Origin of the sequence: Photobacterium sp. J15 (assembly GCF_963870815.1) — a bacterium.
Taxonomy (GTDB): Bacteria; Pseudomonadota; Gammaproteobacteria; order Enterobacterales; family Vibrionaceae; genus Photobacterium; species Photobacterium marinum.
The window spans coordinates 1,846,910-1,865,665 of the sequence record NZ_CAWMUI010000001.1; the positions used below are offsets into that span (position 1 = coordinate 1,846,910).

The window sequence follows — 18,756 nt, forward strand, 5'->3', positions numbered from 1 at the left end:
ATTGCCAAACACTACTGGACTGACTAAAGAGTAGGCACTATGAGTCTTTTTGCAAATACAAAGCTAAGAAATTTGTGGATGATTTCACACGGATTTCACTTTTTGGTCATTATTTTCGTGAACTCTATACGGATGAATTAAAAGCAATTTTTATTACATATAAGACAAAGTTAACTTTTAATTGTACTAATAAGGTTTAAAGGCTCGTTACATTACTTTTTGCTGTATCAAATCAAAGAATCGTTGATAATTGTTTCTTGCTCGTAATGTGACTTGAGTAACAACATAACTTTCTGATATAACGAACCCAGTTAGGTTTTGTTGATTCATAGAAGGACAAAAAATGAACACTATCCTAGAGCTGGTACGCCAGACACGACGTAAAAACAAGCTAAAGCGTGAAATCCTGGACAATGATCGTAAAGTTCGTGATAACCGTAAGCGTGTTGAGCTACTGGAAAACCTGCTTGATTACATCAAAGCAGATATGAGCCACGATCAGATCGTAGAAATCATCGAAAACATGAAGACTGACTACGAGGATCGTGTAGACGATCACATCATCATCAGTGCAGAGCTTTCTAAAGAGCGCCGCGAAGTAAGCAAGAGCGTTAAAGATCTGAAGAAGCAGGAAATCAGCTCTAAGCCACAGCAGTAAGCTTAAATAAGAATCTCAAAACCCGGCATTTGCCGGGTTTTTTTATGTCTAACAAATACGAGTGCATATTCTTACTTAAGCTCAGCCTTAGCTTGATGAGCGGCTTCTGGCTTGTTCGACTTTGGCAAACAGTCCATTTGCTTTTTTCATTACTGCACTGGCGGTTCTTTCTCGTTTTGCCTGAAGGAATTGATCTGAAAATTCCAGGTAGCGTGTTGCCATAGCGAGACGAATTTGTATCAGAGGGGAAAAGTCTTCCGGTAAAGTTTCTGTTTGTTTGTTAACGTCGCCATTGAGTTTGTCTAGCTGGTTAACTGTTCTAACTTTACGAAGTCGCGCATTCAGGTTGTCAAACTGATTCTGATAGAATAAGTCAGCCGCTTGATAGGGGAACTCAGGATTTTGCCCCTGCTTTTGATGCTCATAGTAGGTGTCTATTTGTTGTACCGCGTCTTTTAGCTCAACGGCTGAAGCCAGAAGGTCTGATTGTTGAGGAAACATCAGATTGCCGGCGCGTATTATTTCAGACAATCCGCTGAGATCTCTGTTATCAGAAGCTTTGTTATATCGTTTAGTAAATGTAGACTCAGCCACTGCTGAAGGAGTGAAGGCATAGTCTTTTTTAACCGTACCGAGATCAGCTATAAGCTGATAAATGTCATTACCTTTACTGTCTGATGCATAGTTTCCCTGTTCTAAAAGAGTATTAATTCTTTCCGACAACATATCAGCGGTGGCTTGCCAGCTGTTGCTGATTTCTGTTGTTAGCGTGGTAATCAATAATGAGTCCGGGTAAAACTGCTGAATCGTGTTTAACTCTTTCTTTATTTCATAGTAATCGGGATAACGCCTGTCTTTTTGATTGAGGATCGTGTTTATTTTCTGTTCGTATATTTCAATGATCTGTTCCCTGTGTTTTCTAAGCAATCCATCCTTAAATAAGGCTTTGCTTTCAGGGAAGGTATTGACTGTATTTAGCAGTTCCTCTGGTGTTAAGTTAGCAAATTGAGAGTCATTTGCCGTGTTGCTGTCGCTGCTTTGTATTTGTGCAGTCAGGTTTTTAATTTCTGCATTTTTAAGGTGAAAGCCGTATGCGGTCGCAGTTGCGACGGCACAAAAAGCGATCGCTGCTGTTAATTGTGGCCAGTAACGAGTGTTAATTTGCTTCGTGAAGTCGTCAAAATTACTAATGCGTCTTGATGGATCAAATTCAAGTCCTTGCTTGAGAACTCGCCATTTACTGTTTTTGAGATTGGTTGGTTTAGACACATTTTCTTGCGAACGCTCAGCGAGATCTGCGGGTTTACGGTTGAAAGGGTGCTTACTCGTCAACATTTCGTAAGCAATACAGCTAAATGCAAAGATATCGTCTTTAACCGATGGTTCTTCACCTTTAAGCATTTCTGGTGATGCATAAGTCGGGGTATAGCCACAAAGTATGTTTGTTTCATCTCTGATTTCAGCCGAATAGATATCAGCACTCAGGTTCAGTGCTTTTGATACACCAAAGTCAAAGATTTTGATGGTGCCGTCTCGGTTGAGCATTATATTGCTTGGTTTAAGATCAGCATGCACCATGCCCTGGCTATGAGCATATTGAAGTGCGGAAACTATTTGCTTTAGTAGTTTCATCGCGCTGGGGTAGTTGAGTCCGTTTGGTCGAGAGCGCTTAATCACCTCTTCAAGTGTTTCACCGTCAAGCCATTCCATCACTAAATAATGAGCTGTCTTATCTGCTCCGAAATCATAGACACGAATGATGTTTGGGTGACTGAGTTGCTGTGTTTTTTGTGCCTCTCTGATGAGAATCTTGGCTGCTCCCGGCTGATTAAGATGTTCATTTTGCAAGATTTTTAACGCAACAAAGGGATTGTTAACACCCGCAGCCTTGAGTAGTAAGTCTGTAGCTTGATAGACATCGCACATACCGCCGTGACCAATCAGTTTTTCTATCTGATAACGTCCTTTGATGATTTGACCGGCTTGCATGAGGGAACTGCTCTTATACTGAGACTCTTGTGGGTTTTCATTAATTAATGCTGAACTGGCATGAGCTTGAATGCGATGTGATGGAGGCAAGTTATCATCAGGGTTCTTTATGGTTTTTGACACTACATTTTCAGCTTGTTTGGCATTATGTTCTTCATTGTGTGCCATGTCAGTAACTTCTCCCACCAGTTAGTTATTACTTTAGTGCTTCTTTAATAACAGTAACCTTCTGTCGAACCCATGAGTATTGCCTGATAATGCGGCAAACTACGAAAACATCATCAAACCTTGTAAGGCTGTTTACCACATTATTTGAAGTGAGTGGAATAATGCAAAAACCGGGGTTTGGCATGATTGCTATTTGTGTTGTGGGTTTTTAATATCAGCGGAACCAAAATAATTCTGAGTGCCTTATTCTATTGGTTTTATTCTGTCAATTCAGGGACTTCTTGAATAATCTTTTTTGTGGCTGGGGTTTATATGGAGTTGAAACTATCTGTCGTAAGTTATCACAGGTTTACGTCTGATTTTGAAGCAAAGAAAACCTTTGTATTTGACGGAAATAAAAATACATACACTATTGGTCGTTCAGATTTGTGTGATTGGTATTTACCCGATCCAGAAAGAGTTATTTCATCTTGTCATTCCGAATTGGAATATGTTGATGATGATATTTATATTATAGATCAGTCAACTAATGGGGTTTTTATTAATCATTCTTTGAAGCCATTAGGAAAAGAAAATAACTATAAGATAAATGTTGGCGATATTGTTTCGATGGGAGACTATGAAGTAGAAGTGAGTGATATCTTCTTGGAGGATAAAAAGCCAAAAGCTAAAATATCAGATTGCAAGAGTGTTGATGAGATATTAAAAGAAGATAGTGATGATATCAGTTTTGGGATTCCCATATCTTCTTTTAATAGAACGAGTGAAGGTAACACACCAATTGTTACTAATAGTCATGATTTTAAATCCGCATTGCCTGTTTTTTCCGGCAGCATTGAAGACAGCTTTATAGCACCAGAGAATTTGAATGTTAAATCAAATCATTCTGACACTGATTCTGTACCTGAGGATTGGAGCAGTTATCTGAATATTGACGACCATCAAAATGAGGATAAGGACTCTCCTGAATTACCAATTACTACACCATCAATAGAACAAGAACAGCCAATAAAGCAGCATATTTGTAATATGTCTTTAAATGAAGAATCTGAAGCTATTGAAAGGACAAGCTCTGATGACTTAGAGGCTTTCATAAAGGGGCTTGGGATCAGCTCTGGGATGGTACCGCTGAAAACAGATCATCAGTGGTGGTATGAGCTTGGCTGTGCAATGAATTATCTTATGTCAGGTGTAATGGATACGCTTCATCAACGCTCAGAATTCAAGCAGAATTATAGGTTAAACCACACTTTATTTAAGCGTCAGGAAAATAACCCTCTGAAGTTTTCAGCTAATGTTGAAGACGCAGTACACAACTTATTTAACCGGAATACTACCAGTTTTTTATCGGCAGAGCAGGCAATCAAAGAGGCTTTTATTGATATTGAGAAGCATGAGAAAGCGCTGTTGGCCGGTGTTGAAGGTTCCGTTAGTGGAATAATGAAGTTACTTTCACCTTGTTCGATAAAAAACAGAACGCCGGAAAAACAATTTTGGCATCGGATCAGTACATCTAAATCTAACTGGGCGACCTATGAGGCTTTATATCAACGGTTAAATGAAGAGCTTTGTGGGGGCGGGAAGGCTTTTTATTGGGAGGATTTTGTAAAAGCTTATGAAGCGAGCTTAAGAGATTTAAATCAGGAGGAAGTCTGATGAAACAAATGACATTATTACTTGTTTTTACATTCTCAGTTTTTTTGACAGGATGCACGGTTGCTAATTATGTAGTGCCTGCATATACAAGTTTGAAATTTGAAGTGTCTGAAGATGTTAATCCTGATTTAAGTGGCAGAGCTTCACCGGTTGTGGTTAAAGTTTTTGAGCTTTCATCGAGAACATTATTTGATAGTCAGGATTTTTTCTCTTTGTATGATGAGCCTAATAAATATTTAGGGCCAGATTTAATTGTTCAAAATGAATTTGAGTTTTCTCCCGGCTCTGAGTTTGAACATGAATTGAGCCTTTCGCCCGGTGCCCGTTATGCCGGAATTCTGGTTGCTTATCGTGATATTGAGAATGCTCGGTGGCGGGAAGTCGTTGAAATTGATCCAACTGCCTATGAAACAGTTGATGTGGTCATTGGCGAATTAACTGTTTTCAGCCGAAGTCACTAGACATTTATTTTTTATTATTGGGATAAATAATATGAGTGATTTTTCCAGGGTTGCTTGGAGTGAAGGGATGTTCTTACGTCCTCAACATTTTCAGCAGCAAGAGCGTTTCTTTTTATATGAAATGAATCAGATGGCTAACCAGACGGCTTATTCATGGGGAATCCGTGAATTAAAGCTGGATGAAGCGTTGCTGAATCACGGCCGGGTAGGTATAGCAAAAATGAATGCTTTAATGCCTGATGGAAGTGTGGTGGTGTGCCCGTTTAGGGAAGTTTTACCTGAGCCATTGCTGTTAGATAAAAGTGTTCGTGAGCAGTTGGTTTATTTGGCGATTCCAGCAGAGAAGCAAGGCGTAATAAATATAAGTGAGCAGGGCAGTTCACAGGTGACTCGTTATAATTTTTGCGATCATCAGGTTTCAGACTCGGTTGTAGGAAGCGAGTCAACTGAAATTCTTCAGTTGGCACAATTATCACCGGAGTTGAAGCTATCGAGTGATAGCCTATCGGGGTATGTCACGGTGCCGATAGCGCGGGTTATTGAGCTAACAGATGAAGGCAAGGTCATTCTTGATGACAAATTTATTCCACCCTGCCTTAATGTTCAGCGCAGCCCTGTGATCAAGCAGTCCATTACAGAACTTAGGGGGATGATTAAACTTCGTGCAGATACCATTGCTAATCGTTTAAGTCAGGGACAGGGTACAGCCAGCTCTATTGCTGATTTCCTGATGTTGCAGTTGTTAAATCGCTACGAACCTTTATTTTTTCATCTTGAAATGGGTGATGGTTTACATCCAGAAGTACTGTGTCGTTATCTGTTTTCTTTTACCGGAGAACTGTCCACGTTCATTGCTGAAAAGAAACGTCCGCCTGAAATGCCGGTATATCTGCACGATAATTTGGCAACAGTGCTTGGCTGCATTATGACTGTTCTGAATCAGTATATGAGTTCAGTTTTGGAGCAAACTGCAGTCCAGCTTCCTGTCGAAGCAACTAAATTTGGTATTCGAGTAGCGCCAGTAGCTGATAAAGCTCTGTTGGAAAGGGCTGTTTTTGTTATTGCCGTTAAAGCTGATTTACCAACAGAAGAGTTGCGACGTCGTTTCCCTGCTCAGATCAAGATTGGCCCGGTAGAGCATATTCGAGATTTAGTTAATAACCAGTTGCCTGGAATTGCTGTCGCAGGATTGCCGGTAGCACCTCGACAGATTCCTTATCACTCGGGGTATCACTACTTCCAGCTCGATAAAAGTAATGATTACTGGCAGCGCTTAAGCGCCAGTGGCGGTATTGCAATGCATCTTTCCGGCCAATATCCGGATTTAGACATGCAATTGTGGGCAATCAATTAGTAAGGGTTCATTGTTCAGGGGCTGGATGTAATGACAGAGGCAACATTATTAAAACCGAGGCCAGGAATTCGTGGTATCAATTCAGAATTGAAGCCGCAGAAGGAGCAGCCATCTGAGTTCGATCATACTGTGGTTTTAAATAAGATAAAAACGGGTGAGAGGTTAGCTGGTTTACCTTCGTTGGGGGACAACCCGTTATTGGAGGATGCCGGAGTTTTATTATCGATTATCGCTCAAATCAGAAGTACACCGGATCATCACGATGTTCCTGCCCTTAAGCAAAGTTGCATTGAAAAAGTTCGCGAATATGAAATTCGTTTGCGGGCAAAATCCGTTGATGATGAATCGATCGAGTCGGCTAGATATTGTCTCTGTTCATTTATTGATGAAACCGTACTGAATACCATGTGGGGCGGTCAATCCAGTTGGGTAACAGAAAGCTTGTTATCAACATTTCACGCAGAAACACTAGGTGGAGAATATTTTTATACTTTATTGGATAACGCACTATCTCATCCTAATACGAATTGGCAACTTCTGGAGTTGCAATACCTCTGCCTGTCCCTCGGCTTTATCGGCAAAATGCGGGTTGAAGAGAGAGGGATGGACCGTCTTGAGTTTTACCGTGAGCAAATTTTCCAGCAACTGACAGCCAGGCGGGGCGAATCACAAACGGAACTGTCACCTGACACGAAAGCCAGAGTGCTTATCGGAGCTAAACCAAAAAGTGATTTCCCTGTTTGGGTAATTATTTCTGTGTTCTCCGCATTAACGCTTGGGGTTTATATGGGCTTTAGCTATCACCTTAATGCCTATTCAAATGAGGTTTTTAATCAGATAAATGATGTTGCTCGTTGGGAGGCGGTGAAAACAGATAGTACCGAGGCAGAAAATCCGGGGGCCAAGTATTTACAGCAACTATTACAAAGTGAAGTGGAAACAGGAGCTATTGAGTTTGTAGAGCTTCCGGATCGAATTAGGATCGTTATTAACAGCAATGAGCTTTTTGTTTCTGGTAGTGCCGAAGTTAAAGGTTCTCTGATTCCTCTTCTGTCAAAAATAGCACGAGCTCTTGAATCAACACAGGGACGGATTTTGATAACGGGTCACACGGATGATCAACCTATCTTCACCAGTAAATATCCGTCTAACTGGCATTTATCACTGGCAAGAGCGACCGCTGTTGCTAATACCATTGCTTTGGGGACTCAGTTGCATGGGCGATTGTGGCCAGAAGGTATGGGGGATTCAGAACCAAGAAGTCCTAATAAATCAGCGAAAGACAGGGCGAAAAATCGTCGTGTTGAAATTGATTTGCTTTATTCGAAATAAGGGGATGGCAGAAGAATGTTCAAAAAAGGATTACGTCGTATAGGACAAGCCGTGTGTTCCCGTTGGGCAATATCCCTGCTCGGATTATTGGCAATTTCATTATTGATTTGGTTTGGCGGACCGTTGATAGCGATTGCTGGTAGTGAGCCTCTCTCCAGCACAGTTGCGCGCTTGTCTGTTTTATTAGCTTTGGTTCTTGTATGGGCGCTGATTAATATTTTTCGTATGGCCAAAAGTAAGCGAGAGGATGAGAAAGCCGTAAAGTCTTTGCTGGATAATAATGATGGAGAAAATATTGATGCGGCGTCTCAGCGTGAAATTGATACGCTGCGCACTCGAATCGTTCAGGCGCTCGATGTACTGAGTAAATCAACGCTGATTAAGGGTAAGAGTGTATATCAGCTGCCCTGGTATATATTAATTGGTCCTCCTGGTACCGGTAAAACAACGGCCTTACTTAATTCTGGAATGGAGTTTCCTCTTAAGGACAAGTTAGGAAATGATCCACTGGAAGGGCTTGGCGGAACCCGCAATTGTGACTGGTGGTTTACCAATAAAGCGGTACTGATTGATACCGCAGGCCGTTATACAACTCAGGACAGCCATAGTGAGCAAGATGCACGAGCTTGGCTGGGTTTCCTTGGATTGCTGAAAAAATACCGTGTCAGGCGTCCGATTAATGGTGCCATTGTAACAGTGAGTCTGTCTGCGTTATTAACTCAGACGAAGACAGAAAGAAACCTCCACGCCCGGGCAATCAAGCAGCGTATCCAAGAACTGAAAAACCAGTTAGGGATGCATTTTCCAGTATATGTTGTATTGACGAAAGCCGATCTCGTTCCCGGATTTGGTGAGTATTTTGCCGACCTAACGCCTGAGCAGCGTGAACAGGTTTGGGGGATTACCTTCCCTGAACAACCGGAAGATGCTGAGCGCGGTGTTGTCGGGATGTTCAATAAAGAATTTTATGAGTTACTGCAGAGAATTTTAAAGCGGGTTAATACACGACTGCAAAATACTCGGGATCTTGATAACCGAACGCTGATCTATGAATTTCCACGACAATTACGTGCGCTTCAGGCTGCCACAGATGACTTTTTGAAAGAAATATTCACACCAAACTCTTTTGAAGAGGCTCCGATGCTGCGTGGTGTTTATATCGTTAGCGCAACCCAGCAAGGATTACCCATAGATCGAGTCATTACTGAGGCATCCAGTGATATGGGCTTGGGCGCTGTACCGCTGAAGCAGTACAGCGTTGAAAGTAAGGGTTTTTTCATCAAACGTTTGTTTGAGGATGTCATTTTCCAGGAACAGTATCTGGGAACCGTTAACCTTCATCATAAAAAGCAGAAAGTTTGGCTAAGGCGAAGTGTTTTAGTGGCTTGCACTATTGCAACATTGTCAATGGCGACACTTTGGACCCAGAGCTATTTCTGGAATCGATATCTAGTGAGTGAAACGGCGTCTTCAATCAAGGATTACAACGAGATAGTGGGTACAGGGCTGACAGCAGAAACTGATGTCGTGACGCTTGTACGTGCGCTGGATGCCTTGAAAGATATGCCTGCCGGTTTTAGCGGGCAAATGCTGGATTCTAAAGGGATAAAGCGGGTTGGATTATATCAAGGCGATAAGATTGGACAGCCTGCACATGCGGCGTACGACAGGGGGCTGCAAGGGTTTCTTGCACCTTATCTGGCTGATGCGTTGATAAATGAAATGCAACTCAATCAGGGGTATCTGGAATATCTTTACGAGACACTGAAAACTTACCTGATGCTTTTTGACAGGGAGCATTATGAATATGAGCAGGTAATGAGTTGGCTTTCTGTCTATTTTGAGCGCTCATTTCCCGGGGAAGTTAATGAAGAATTACGTCAATCTTTGCTGGCTCATACCGAGAATTTATTGCGTAGCGGTGTAACAGGTATTGGGGAAAACCAAGATGCCGTAACTGCAGCCCGAGATGTTCTAACAGAGATGCCATTAGCAGAACGCGCTTATCAGCGCCTGAAGCTTGAGTTTGCAGATAGCCATATTCCGGAGTTCAAAGTAACTGACATTCTCGGGACGGAGGGCAGAGAAGTCTTCGTGAGAACCAGTGGAAAACCACTCTCTGACGGCATTCCAGGACTGTATACCTATAACGGTTTTCACAGCGTATTTCAGTTGGAGAATCAACGAATTGTTAAACGTCTGATGGAAGATAGCTGGGTGTACGGAGATGATCTGGATATTGAAGAGACTAATCGTGAACAGGTCGCTAAAGCGGTTCGGGAGAAATATTACCGGGACTATGTTTATGAATGGCAACAATTATTGGCTGATTTAAAACTCAGGCCTTACGGTAGTGCCAGAGAGGGATTGTACCAGGCACAGGTGCTCGCCGGCACAGAACAGCCGCTTGAAACTCTGATTAAGGCATTTCAAAAACAGCTGCGGCTTACCAACTTACCAGTGAGCAAGAATGCCAAAGCTGCTGGTGAGGTGGCTGCCAATGCGGCTAACGTAGCTTTGCAGCATAAAAAGACAAGGTTAACCCGTTATCTCCCTAATGAGATGCCGAAGGTGGATTTCGAATTGCCAGGTAAGGTAGTTGAAAAACAGTTCACTTCACTGCTTAAGCTCAATGAGGCTGATTTTAAAGCACTGAATGAATCTATGGTTCTCCTCTATAACTATCTGGCCAGGATGAGAAACAGTGGTGAAAAAGACCGAGTGGCTTATAAAAGCCTGTTAGGTGGAGAGTCTCAGGGGAATTTGAATAACACATTAGATCATGTTCGAAGCACGATTCCGGCTCCGTTTAATCAGTGGATCGGTCAGTTAGAAAAGCAAACGTCTAAACTGGCGAAAAAGGGATCCAAAGTTCATATCAATACACTTTGGCAGGAGCAGGTAGTTAGTGAGTATCAGCGCTCAATAAAGGGTAAATACCCGTTCAGTCAGTGGGCAAGAAATGATGTGCAATTGAAAGACTTCGGGCGATTTTTTGGTCATGACGGCATTATGGATAAATTCTTTGCGTCATATCTGGAACCTTTTGTTGATACCTCAAAGCGCAGATGGCGATTTACTAAAAATGTTGGTGTCAGTGAAGGAGCCTTACGTACGTTTGAGTCTGCCCGGCGAATCAGAGATGCGTTTTTTGCTCAGGGAAGTCAGGTGCCATATGTCGAGTTTGGTGTCAGGGCTGATTACCTCGATCAACATATCAATAATATTTTGTTTGAACTTGGTGGACAGTCAATGATGTATCGTCACGGTCCATCCAGAGTTATTGACTTTACATGGCCAGATAAAACCACTTCGTCTGACGTCAGGTTGGTTTTCACACCACCGCAGTCAGGACATTCAATCACAAAAACGTTTGCTGGAGATTGGGGCTTGTTCCGAATGTTGGATCAGGCAGCACGGATTCGTTCCAAAACTCGCAAAGATCATTTGCTGAAACTGGAAGTGAAAGGAAATCGGACTGAGTTGAAATTGATACCAAACAGTGTTGTCCATCCTTTCTGGCTCAGGGATATAGAGAGGTTTTCATGTCCGGAAATACTGTAAAGCCTGTTATTGGCTATTTTGGCAAAGTTCCGGCGCGAGGTGACTTCATTCAGGATAACTTGTCCTCTGATTTTGTTGATGGCTGGAGAGAGTGGCTTCAGGCCGTAATGGCAGTCAGTAAGGAACAGTTGGGAAAGGAATGGCTAGGCTGTTATCTGACAAGCCCTGTGTGGCATTTTGCTTTGTCTCCGGGAGTTTGTGGTGACAAAACAGTGATTGGGACTTTAATGCCAAGTATTGATCAGGTCGGACGGCACTTTTATTTCACTTTGGCCACTGAGGTTGAAGGGCCACCAGTTGGTTTCTGGAGTCACAGAGAGTGGAGTAGTGAGTCTGAACAGAAAGTACTGGAATTGTTAGATGACGGAACAGACTTAATTAATTGGGTTGAGGCAATTAATTCAGCTGAGTGGTTTTCGCCGGATACGGAAACATCATCACCGTTAAAGATCAATGCTACTCATAGCGGACACCTGATAGTTACAACTGAGCAAAAGGTATCGTCAGATCAATTACTGCATAAAGCGTACAGAGACTGTTTTGAACGTTATTGTTTTTGGTGGACGTCCGGTTCGGAAAGGATCACGCCATGCACTCTCGTTACAAAGGGTCTGCCCTTGGTCAGTCAATTTGCAGCAATGCTAGATGGTGAATGGGAGCAGTGGGGATGGTAGTGCTGAAAGAAAGCAATCATAGTAAATATCAGATCTTCTCGCAGACGCATCCGGGAACAGTTCGGCAGCATAATGAAGATGCTTGTCTAGATATGCCTGAATCAGGCGTATTGTTAGTTGCAGATGGAATGGGCGGTCATAAAGCTGGTGATGTTGCCAGCAAAATGCTGGTCGATATTGTTAAACAAGCTATCTCGGAAACGTCATCTGATGTTCTGGATTTAAGCCACTTACATCACAGCCTGCAAAAAGCGAATAGGAAAATACATCAGTATTCGTGTTGTCACCTGAAGGGGGAAACCATAGGAACCACTGTTGTTCTGCTGTTTTTGCAGGGTAATACATATCATTGCTTATGGGCAGGTGACAGCCGAATTTATCTTTACCGGCATCAGAAACTAATACAACTGACAAGGGATCACAGTCAGGTTATGGATATGGTTGATAAGGGATATATTATTGCCGATGAAGCTGAAAAGCACCCAATGGCAAATATTATCACCAGGGCGGTTGGGGTTAGTGAGCAAGTTGAAATTGATCATATAAGTGGTCGGTTAAACCCCGGGGATCGTTTTCTGCTTTGTTCAGATGGTTTAACTAAAGAATTACCAGTCAGAGATATTTCTCATTGTTTGCAAGCAAATGAATTAAAAGATGCAGGTTTAGCGTTAATACATTCCGCTCTAGTAAAAGGTGCCTCAGATAACGTAACGGTTATGTTAGTTCAGGAACAAGAGGAATTAATAATCAATAACGAAAATATCAGATTTAATAATGATGATACTGTGCCGGTATTTAATCAAAAATAATTAATGTTGAGTGATAGAGAATAATGGAGTGTAAGTGCCTTATTATGGATGATTTAATTAATCTTGAACTTTTAAAACAACCTGTATCTGATGAGTTTCCGGCAGGAGAAGATCTCCGTAATGATGTCACGCCAACATCACCTTATTTTAGCCTTAAGGATGTCAGGAATAATGCAAGAGCAGCAGAGAGAAATGCACTGGTTGAAAATGAGCCTCTGTTGTCATACTCCGCTAAATGGAAAGATATTCTAACTAGTGTGCCGAATATATTAACCACACAGTGTAAAGATCTAGAGTTTGCAGCCTGGTATATAGAAGCACTTGCGAGAAATTATGGTTTTGCCGGGCTGAATTGTGGTTTCACAGTTGCAAAAATATTAATAGAAGAGTTTTGGGAGTATTTATATCCCTTACCAGATGAAGATGGAATTGAAACCCGAATTGCTCCTTTAATTGGGTTAAACGGTGTTGAAGGGGAAGGTACTTTAATAATACCAATCTCCTGTGTGCCAATTACAGAAGTTCATACTGAACAGGCATTTTCGCTATGGGAGTATGAACAGGCGCTGGAAATAGAGCGTCTTGATTCGGATAGGAAAAAACAGCGCATAGGTGCTGGTGGAATAGAATTAAAGGATGTTTTAGCGGCTGCTGAAGCTTCAAGTGCCGCATTTTATCAGCAGTTGTACCGAGATATTGAAAGTGCAATAGATTCATACACCGAGCTTGTTAAAGTGATGGATGATAAATGTGAAGTGTCATTGCCAACGTCACATATTAGTAAGCGGCTTCAAAGTTGTTTGGATGCAGTGGTATACCTTGCCGGAGCGAAGCTTAATGATGATGAATCCTCTGGAGAATTAGATAATTTAGAAACAGAGAATGAAAAGCAGAGCGATACGACTGTTGCAACATTGAGTGTACAGCTAAATTCAAGGCAAGAGGCTATTAAAAGTTTAAAACAAATAGCTGATTTTTTTAAACAAACAGAGCCGCACTCACCAATGGCTTATGCGATAGAGCAAGTTGTCAGGTGGAGTGATATGGCTTTGCCAGATTTGTTAGCAGAGTTGATTTCAGATAATGAAGCGAGAAATGGCTATTTCCGTCTCGTTGGAATCGCAAAGGATAACAATGAGTGATCTTTTATTATTCTCTGTATGTGAATTAAAAGTGCGTAGTTAAAAGGGAGAAGAACATGGGAAGTATCCACGGAAAGTTGTCTCGGATACGTAAACCAAGGGTACATATTACCTATGATGTTGAGACTGAAGGTTCAAGTATTCAGAAAGAGTTAGCTTTTGTTGTTGGGGTGATGGGGGATTTTGCAGGGCAAAATACCGATGAACTTAAACCAATTAAGGAACGTCGTTTTGTTCAGATCGACAGAGATAATTTTGATGACGTACTAAGCCGGATGAGCCCGAGACTTAAGTATAAAGTTGATAACAAGCTGGCTAATGATGGAACTGAGCTGGAAGTTTCATTGCAATTTAAATCAATGAAAGATTTTGAGCCAGAAGCCATTGTTAATCAGGTTGAGCCATTAAGAAAGCTCATGGAAACGCGTAATAAACTACGTGACCTGATGACAAAAGTTGATCGTTCAGAGGATTTAGAGAATCTTCTGGAAACAGTATTAAATAATACCAGCCACTTACAGAGGCTATCGGATGAGCTTAATCTGGAAACGGAGGAGCCGGCAAAATGAATACAGAAACATCAGCAGTATTGGATGCGGCCGCAGAAGAAAGTAGCACTTCGTTTTTAGAGCAGGCAATTGTTGCAACTAAGCAGACAGAAAGTTCACGAGCTGAAGAGTTGATTCGTACCTTAACTGAAGAAGCACTTAAAGGTACTGTAACCTGGAATAAAAATTTAACAGTAACATTCCGGGAAGCTATTGCCTCTTTAGATAATGCAATTTCGGTTCAGCTTGCAGAAATCATGCACCAGCAACAGTTTCAAAAGCTTGAAGGTAGTTGGCGTGGTTTGAATTATTTGGTAATGAATTCAGAAACTAGCCAAACATTGAAAATCCGTATGCTGAATATCAGTAAGAATGAGTTGCGCAAAGATTTGAGCAAAGCGGTTGAATTCGATCAGAGCCAGATCTTCAAGAAAGTTTATGAGTCAGAATTTGGTACACCTGGTGGTGAACCGTATGGTGCACTTATTGGGGATTACGAGTTTACCAATCATCCGCAGGATATTGAAACTCTCAGTATGATGTCTAATGTTGCGGCTGCTGGTTTCTCACCATTTTTGTCGGCGGCATCACCTGCATTATTCGGGTTTGAAGAGTGGGCAGAACTTAGTAACCCCCGTGATTTATCAAAAATGTTTGAGTCACAGGAATATGTGAAGTGGCGCTCTTTCCGGGAAAGTGAAGATTCCCGTTTTGTTACGCTTACAATGCCACGTGTATTGGCACGACTGCCTTACGGTGAATCAACACAACCTACGGAAGCCTTCTGTTATGAGGAGTTCAAGGTTGACACGAATACAGGCATGGCATACGACGTTGACCATGAAGATTACTGCTGGATGAATGCTTCCTATGTGTTGGGTGCGCGTTTAACGGATTCCTTTGCTAGATCTGGCTTCTGTACTACGATTCGTGGTGCTGAAGGCGGTGGCCGGGTCGACAACCTGCCATCGCATATGTTTATCAGTGATGATGGTGATCCTGATCTAAAGTGTCCGACTGAAATAGGTATAACGGATCGACGCGAAGCTGAGTTGGGGCGAATGGGCTTCTTGCCATTATGTCACTATAAAAATACCAATTATGCAGTGTTCTTTGGCGCGCAAACATGTCAGAAGCCAGTGAAATACAACAGCCCTGAAGCAACAGCTAATGCGGCGATTTCTGCACGATTACCATACCTTATGGCTACATCACGTTTTGCTCATTACTTGAAAGTGATGGCCAGAGATAAAATTGGTAGTTATATGGAAGCGGGGGATGTTGAAGCTTGGCTCAATCGTTGGATTCTATCTTATGTGAATGCTGCTGAAGGTGGCGGGCAGGAGATCAGAGCCAAGTATCCGCTGGCTGAAGCAAAAGTACAAGTCAAAGAAATACCTGGAAGCCCTGGTGCTTATAATGCCATTGCCTGGTTACGTCCATGGTTACAGATGGAAGAGCTAACAACATCAATGCGCTTAGTCGCTAAAATTCCTGAAATTGGCTAAGCCAGATTGAGCCAGCTTTCCAGCTGGCTCACAATGGCGTACGGGAGGCTCTGGTGGAGTCAACAATTCGTTTTATTGATACCGATGAGCTGGTCTCAACCGTTAATCCAAATAGGCAGAAAGAAGATTCAGTTTGGTATGCCGATAGTGATGTTGTCGATCATTTTTTGAATCAAGATGATCCTTATTGGGCATTAAGAATATGGTTAGAAAAAGATAATGACTCTGCTTGTTTGTTTAGTAATAAAGATAAAGTTAGTTATGTTTTGCTAAAAGCTATCAAAAGTATTGATGAAAAAATTAACAATCAGGTAAATAAAATTATACACCATCAGAGTTTTAAAAAAATTGAAGCTAGTTGGCGTGGTTTGAAATATCTCATCAATCAATGTGATAGCTTTGATAATGAGCGGTTATGTAAGATAAAAATCCTTAACTTAAGTTGGGTTGAATTAAGTAGAGATATTAATAAAGCAATAGAATTCGACCAAAGTGAATTATTTCGACTTGTTTACAGCAATGAATTTAGTATGCCTGGAGGGGAACCGTTTGGTTTATTAATTGGCGATTATCAGGTATCACATAAACATTCATCTGGTTTGTTATTTAATGATATAGATACGTTGAAAGGTGTTTGCCAGGTTTCTGCTGCTGCTTTTGCGCCTTTCATTACATCGGCTTGCCCTTCATTATTTGGAGTTGATTATTTTTCAGAGTTAGCAGGCGTTAGAGATATACAGTCTCAGTTTACTCTGCCAGGTTACCAAAACTGGCAAGGCCTAAGGCAAATGGAAGATGCGCGTTTTTTAGGATTAGCCATTCCTTATATATTGATGCGTCAGCCATATAAACAGGACGGTTCACGTAAAGAAGGTTTTTATTTTTGTGAGCAAATCAATCATCCACATGATGATTATCTGTGGGGTAATGCTGCTTATGGTTTTGCTGTGGTTGCAATGAAAGCCTTCTCTGAATCCGGATGGTTTAGCCAAATTCGCGGGATGCAGCCAGGACGATTTAACCGAGGGCTAGTGTTTGATTTACCAACAGTGAATTTTGATATTTCATCAAAAGTAAAACAGTGTGAAGCACCTGCAGATTTACAGGTCGGTGATAGATTAGAGAGACAGTTATCTGATTGTGGTTTTATGCCATTATCGATAGCACCCAATACTGAACACCTTATTTTTTTTAGTAATGCTTCAGTACATCAGCCTCAACATTATGACTCAGCCACGGCTAATGTAAATGCACGAATATCATCTATGCTGCAATATGTTATGTGTGCATCAAGATTTGCGCATTACATTAAAGTTATGGCACGCGATAAAGTTGGTCTTTATGAAACGGCAGGAAATATAGAGAGTGATTTTCAGCGGTGGTTACTTAATTATACAACTGTAACTTCTGATATATCAGAAGAAATGAATGCCAAATATCCATTAAATGAAGCAAGTATAAAAGTGAAAGAAATACATGGTAAGCCAGGCCATTACTATTCTATTGTCAGGCTACGTCCTCACTTCCAGCTTGATCAGGTGGTTTCATCAATTCGATTAGTAACAGAGCTATCACCTGGAGTTAATTTTAGCGAGTGATAAATTATGAATAAAACAAATGACTTGATACAAAAGGGCAAGTTAACTGAAGCGATTGAATATACAAAAAAGCAATTACAAATGGAGCCTAAAGCACAGGATCTTAGAAGCCGTTTTGTAGAGCTGCTATGTATTGATGGCCAGCTAGAGCGGGCTGACAAACAATTAAGCTTATTGATTAAACAACACCCTGAATGTCTCATTGGTGGCTCTAATTTGCGTTTGTTAATAAGGGCCGCTCAAGCCAGGTTTGATTTTTCAGAGGGTGCTGCAACGGCAACCTTGGTTCATGAGGTTGATGAGTCGTTTGAGACATTAGTCAGAATACGCCTCGCAATGCGAGAAAATGATGATGAAGAGCTCAAATCGAATGCACTATTGTTAGAAAATATCCGGCAAGATATTGCAATAAGGATTAATGGTCAACAATGTGAATTAGTCCGAGACTTAGATGATAGCCTAGCTGGTTATTTGGAGGTCTTTGGCACTAACGGTAAGTATTACCTGGTTCCTTTTAATGCCCTGGAAAATATGCAGTTAAAACCTGTGACATCGTTAGTCGAGTTGGTTTGGCGCAAAGCTAAGGTTGAAATTAAAGGTGGTTTAAGTGGTGAGGCCTTTATTCCCATGACTTATCTTGCCAGTAATTCAGACGAGCTTAAGCTTGGTAGGGAAACTGATTGGCTGTCTGTAAGGAAAACGGATGTCTATATAGGTGCAGGCCAAAAAATGTTCTTATGTGGTGATGAAGCTAAAGCTTTGTCACAAATAACACATCTTCAGATTACTGAAGACGAAATGGCGTAAGGCGATCTAATGTCATGAGTTCTTCGCAACAGCTGCTTCCGTCAATACTGGATCGCCTCATAGATGATTCACCTGAAATTGGTCATGAAGCCCCCTGCTCATTTAATTGGCGGGATATGCGCCAGAGTGTCAGACGCGATTTAGAAAATTTGCTAAATGCAAGGATCAGTTGGCTGCAGAGGCCAGAAAGCTGTAAAGAGCTTGAGTATTCTTTGCTGGCCTATGGTTTACCCGATTTTTCCGCTATGCCATTAAGTAGTTTAGGTGGCAGAGAAAGTTTATGTCGGATTATTGAAGAAACTATCAGAAAGTTTGAGCCTCGATTCAGTGATGTAGCAGTTACAGTGGTAAGCGAAGAACAGCCTTTGGATCGTATATTACGTTTAAGAATTCATGCATTGCTTCGTGCTGAACCAGAGCCGGAGGAGGTGTATTTTGATTCTGAAGTTGAACCTGTTTATTTGGGAATAAGAGTAAGTGAGTCGTAA

The 18,756-nt window shown here is 41.6% G+C and carries 15 protein-coding genes; 14 read left to right on the forward strand and 1 reads right to left on the reverse strand.

What is annotated here, in order from left to right; translation table 11 throughout:
- Window positions 1-343 precede the first annotated feature (343 nt).
- Window positions 344-658, forward strand: coding sequence for a DUF496 family protein (locus AACQ93_RS08575; RefSeq protein WP_007467976.1), 315 nt, complete (start codon window positions 344-346; stop codon window positions 656-658).
- 87 nt (window positions 659-745) lie between these two features.
- Here AACQ93_RS08575 and AACQ93_RS08580 read toward each other — a convergent pair whose 3' ends face one another.
- Window positions 746-2,815, reverse strand: coding sequence for a serine/threonine-protein kinase (locus tag AACQ93_RS08580; protein WP_064603993.1), 2,070 nt, complete (start codon window positions 2,813-2,815; stop codon window positions 746-748).
- A 312-nt stretch (window positions 2,816-3,127) separates the two neighbouring features.
- Between AACQ93_RS08580 and tagH the strand changes: the two genes are divergently transcribed.
- The 13 genes from tagH to tssE are packed head-to-tail and all read left to right on the forward strand — an operon-like array spanning window position 3,128 to window position 18,756.
- Window positions 3,128-4,471 carry a type VI secretion system-associated FHA domain protein TagH gene (tagH, locus tag AACQ93_RS08585; RefSeq protein WP_064603996.1) on the forward strand — a complete coding sequence of 448 codons (1,344 nt, stop codon included), beginning with the start codon at window positions 3,128-3,130 and terminating at the stop codon, window positions 4,469-4,471.
- Window positions 4,471-4,932 carry a type VI secretion system lipoprotein TssJ gene (gene tssJ / locus AACQ93_RS08590; RefSeq protein WP_064603999.1) on the forward strand — a complete coding sequence of 154 codons (462 nt, stop codon included), beginning with the start codon at window positions 4,471-4,473 and terminating at the stop codon, window positions 4,930-4,932. Before tagH ends, tssJ begins: the two co-directional genes overlap by 1 nt.
- Window positions 4,933-4,963: 31 nt before the next feature.
- A complete protein-coding gene (gene tssK / locus AACQ93_RS08595; protein ID WP_064604002.1) occupies window positions 4,964-6,286 on the forward strand; it encodes a type VI secretion system baseplate subunit TssK in 1,323 nt (440 codons plus the stop codon).
- Window positions 6,287-6,316: 30 nt separating this feature from the next.
- The gene (tssL, locus tag AACQ93_RS08600; RefSeq protein WP_064604005.1) at window positions 6,317-7,618 is read left to right on the forward strand and encodes a type VI secretion system protein TssL, long form; all 1,302 of its coding nucleotides are present in this window, start codon (window positions 6,317-6,319) and stop codon (window positions 7,616-7,618) included.
- 15 nt (window positions 7,619-7,633) lie between these two features.
- Complete coding sequence (gene tssM / locus AACQ93_RS08605; protein ID WP_064604008.1) at window positions 7,634-11,182, forward strand: type VI secretion system membrane subunit TssM; 3,549 nt, start codon at window positions 7,634-7,636, stop codon at window positions 11,180-11,182.
- Window positions 11,164-11,856, forward strand: a complete 693-nt coding sequence (gene tagF / locus AACQ93_RS08610) for a type VI secretion system-associated protein TagF (protein WP_064604011.1) — start codon at window positions 11,164-11,166, stop codon at window positions 11,854-11,856. The genes tssM and tagF overlap by 19 nt, the downstream gene beginning before the upstream one ends.
- The gene (locus AACQ93_RS08615) at window positions 11,850-12,665 is read left to right on the forward strand and encodes a PP2C family protein-serine/threonine phosphatase (RefSeq protein ID WP_064604013.1); all 816 of its coding nucleotides are present in this window, start codon (window positions 11,850-11,852) and stop codon (window positions 12,663-12,665) included. Before tagF ends, AACQ93_RS08615 begins: the two co-directional genes overlap by 7 nt.
- A 44-nt stretch (window positions 12,666-12,709) precedes the next feature.
- Complete coding sequence (tssA, locus tag AACQ93_RS08620) at window positions 12,710-13,807, forward strand: type VI secretion system protein TssA (RefSeq protein ID WP_064604016.1); 1,098 nt, start codon at window positions 12,710-12,712, stop codon at window positions 13,805-13,807.
- Between the two features lie 56 nt (window positions 13,808-13,863).
- Window positions 13,864-14,376: a type VI secretion system contractile sheath small subunit gene (gene tssB / locus AACQ93_RS08625; protein ID WP_064604019.1), complete on the forward strand. Its 513-nt coding sequence runs from the start codon at window positions 13,864-13,866 to the stop codon at window positions 14,374-14,376.
- Window positions 14,373-15,863, forward strand: coding sequence for a type VI secretion system contractile sheath large subunit (gene tssC, locus AACQ93_RS08630; protein WP_064604022.1), 1,491 nt, complete (start codon window positions 14,373-14,375; stop codon window positions 15,861-15,863). Before tssB ends, tssC (AACQ93_RS08630) begins: the two co-directional genes overlap by 4 nt.
- 53 nt (window positions 15,864-15,916) lie before the next feature.
- On the forward strand, window positions 15,917-17,461 hold the full coding sequence (tssC, locus tag AACQ93_RS08635; protein WP_064604025.1) for a type VI secretion system contractile sheath large subunit: 1,545 nt from the start codon (window positions 15,917-15,919) through the stop codon (window positions 17,459-17,461).
- A 6-nt stretch (window positions 17,462-17,467) separates the two neighbouring features.
- A complete protein-coding gene (locus tag AACQ93_RS08640; protein WP_064604028.1) occupies window positions 17,468-18,268 on the forward strand; it encodes a type VI secretion system accessory protein TagJ in 801 nt (266 codons plus the stop codon).
- 14 nt (window positions 18,269-18,282) lie between these two features.
- On the forward strand, window positions 18,283-18,756 hold the full coding sequence (gene tssE, locus AACQ93_RS08645) for a type VI secretion system baseplate subunit TssE (protein WP_064604031.1): 474 nt from the start codon (window positions 18,283-18,285) through the stop codon (window positions 18,754-18,756).

Excerpts from the sequence above, each read along its gene's own strand:
- AACQ93_RS08575 (WP_007467976.1), top strand. The coding sequence starts at position 344 with ATGAACACTATCCTAGAGCTGGTACGCCAGACACGACGTAAAAACAAG.
- AACQ93_RS08580 (WP_064603993.1), bottom strand. The coding sequence starts at position 2,815 with ATGGCACACAATGAAGAACATAATGCCAAACAAGCTGAAAATGTAGTG.
- tagH (WP_064603996.1), top strand. The coding sequence starts at position 3,128 with ATGGAGTTGAAACTATCTGTCGTAAGTTATCACAGGTTTACGTCTGAT.
- tssJ (WP_064603999.1), top strand. The coding sequence starts at position 4,471 with ATGAAACAAATGACATTATTACTTGTTTTTACATTCTCAGTTTTTTTG.
- tssK (WP_064604002.1), top strand. The coding sequence starts at position 4,964 with ATGAGTGATTTTTCCAGGGTTGCTTGGAGTGAAGGGATGTTCTTACGT.
- tssL (WP_064604005.1), top strand. The coding sequence starts at position 6,317 with ATGACAGAGGCAACATTATTAAAACCGAGGCCAGGAATTCGTGGTATC.
- tssM (WP_064604008.1), top strand. The coding sequence starts at position 7,634 with ATGTTCAAAAAAGGATTACGTCGTATAGGACAAGCCGTGTGTTCCCGT.
- tagF (WP_064604011.1), top strand. The coding sequence starts at position 11,164 with ATGTCCGGAAATACTGTAAAGCCTGTTATTGGCTATTTTGGCAAAGTT.
- AACQ93_RS08615 (WP_064604013.1), top strand. The coding sequence starts at position 11,850 with ATGGTAGTGCTGAAAGAAAGCAATCATAGTAAATATCAGATCTTCTCG.
- tssA (WP_064604016.1), top strand. The coding sequence starts at position 12,710 with ATGGATGATTTAATTAATCTTGAACTTTTAAAACAACCTGTATCTGAT.
- tssB (WP_064604019.1), top strand. The coding sequence starts at position 13,864 with ATGGGAAGTATCCACGGAAAGTTGTCTCGGATACGTAAACCAAGGGTA.
- tssC (WP_064604022.1), top strand. The coding sequence starts at position 14,373 with ATGAATACAGAAACATCAGCAGTATTGGATGCGGCCGCAGAAGAAAGT.
- AACQ93_RS08640 (WP_064604028.1), top strand. The coding sequence starts at position 17,468 with ATGAATAAAACAAATGACTTGATACAAAAGGGCAAGTTAACTGAAGCG.
- tssE (WP_064604031.1), top strand. The coding sequence starts at position 18,283 with ATGAGTTCTTCGCAACAGCTGCTTCCGTCAATACTGGATCGCCTCATA.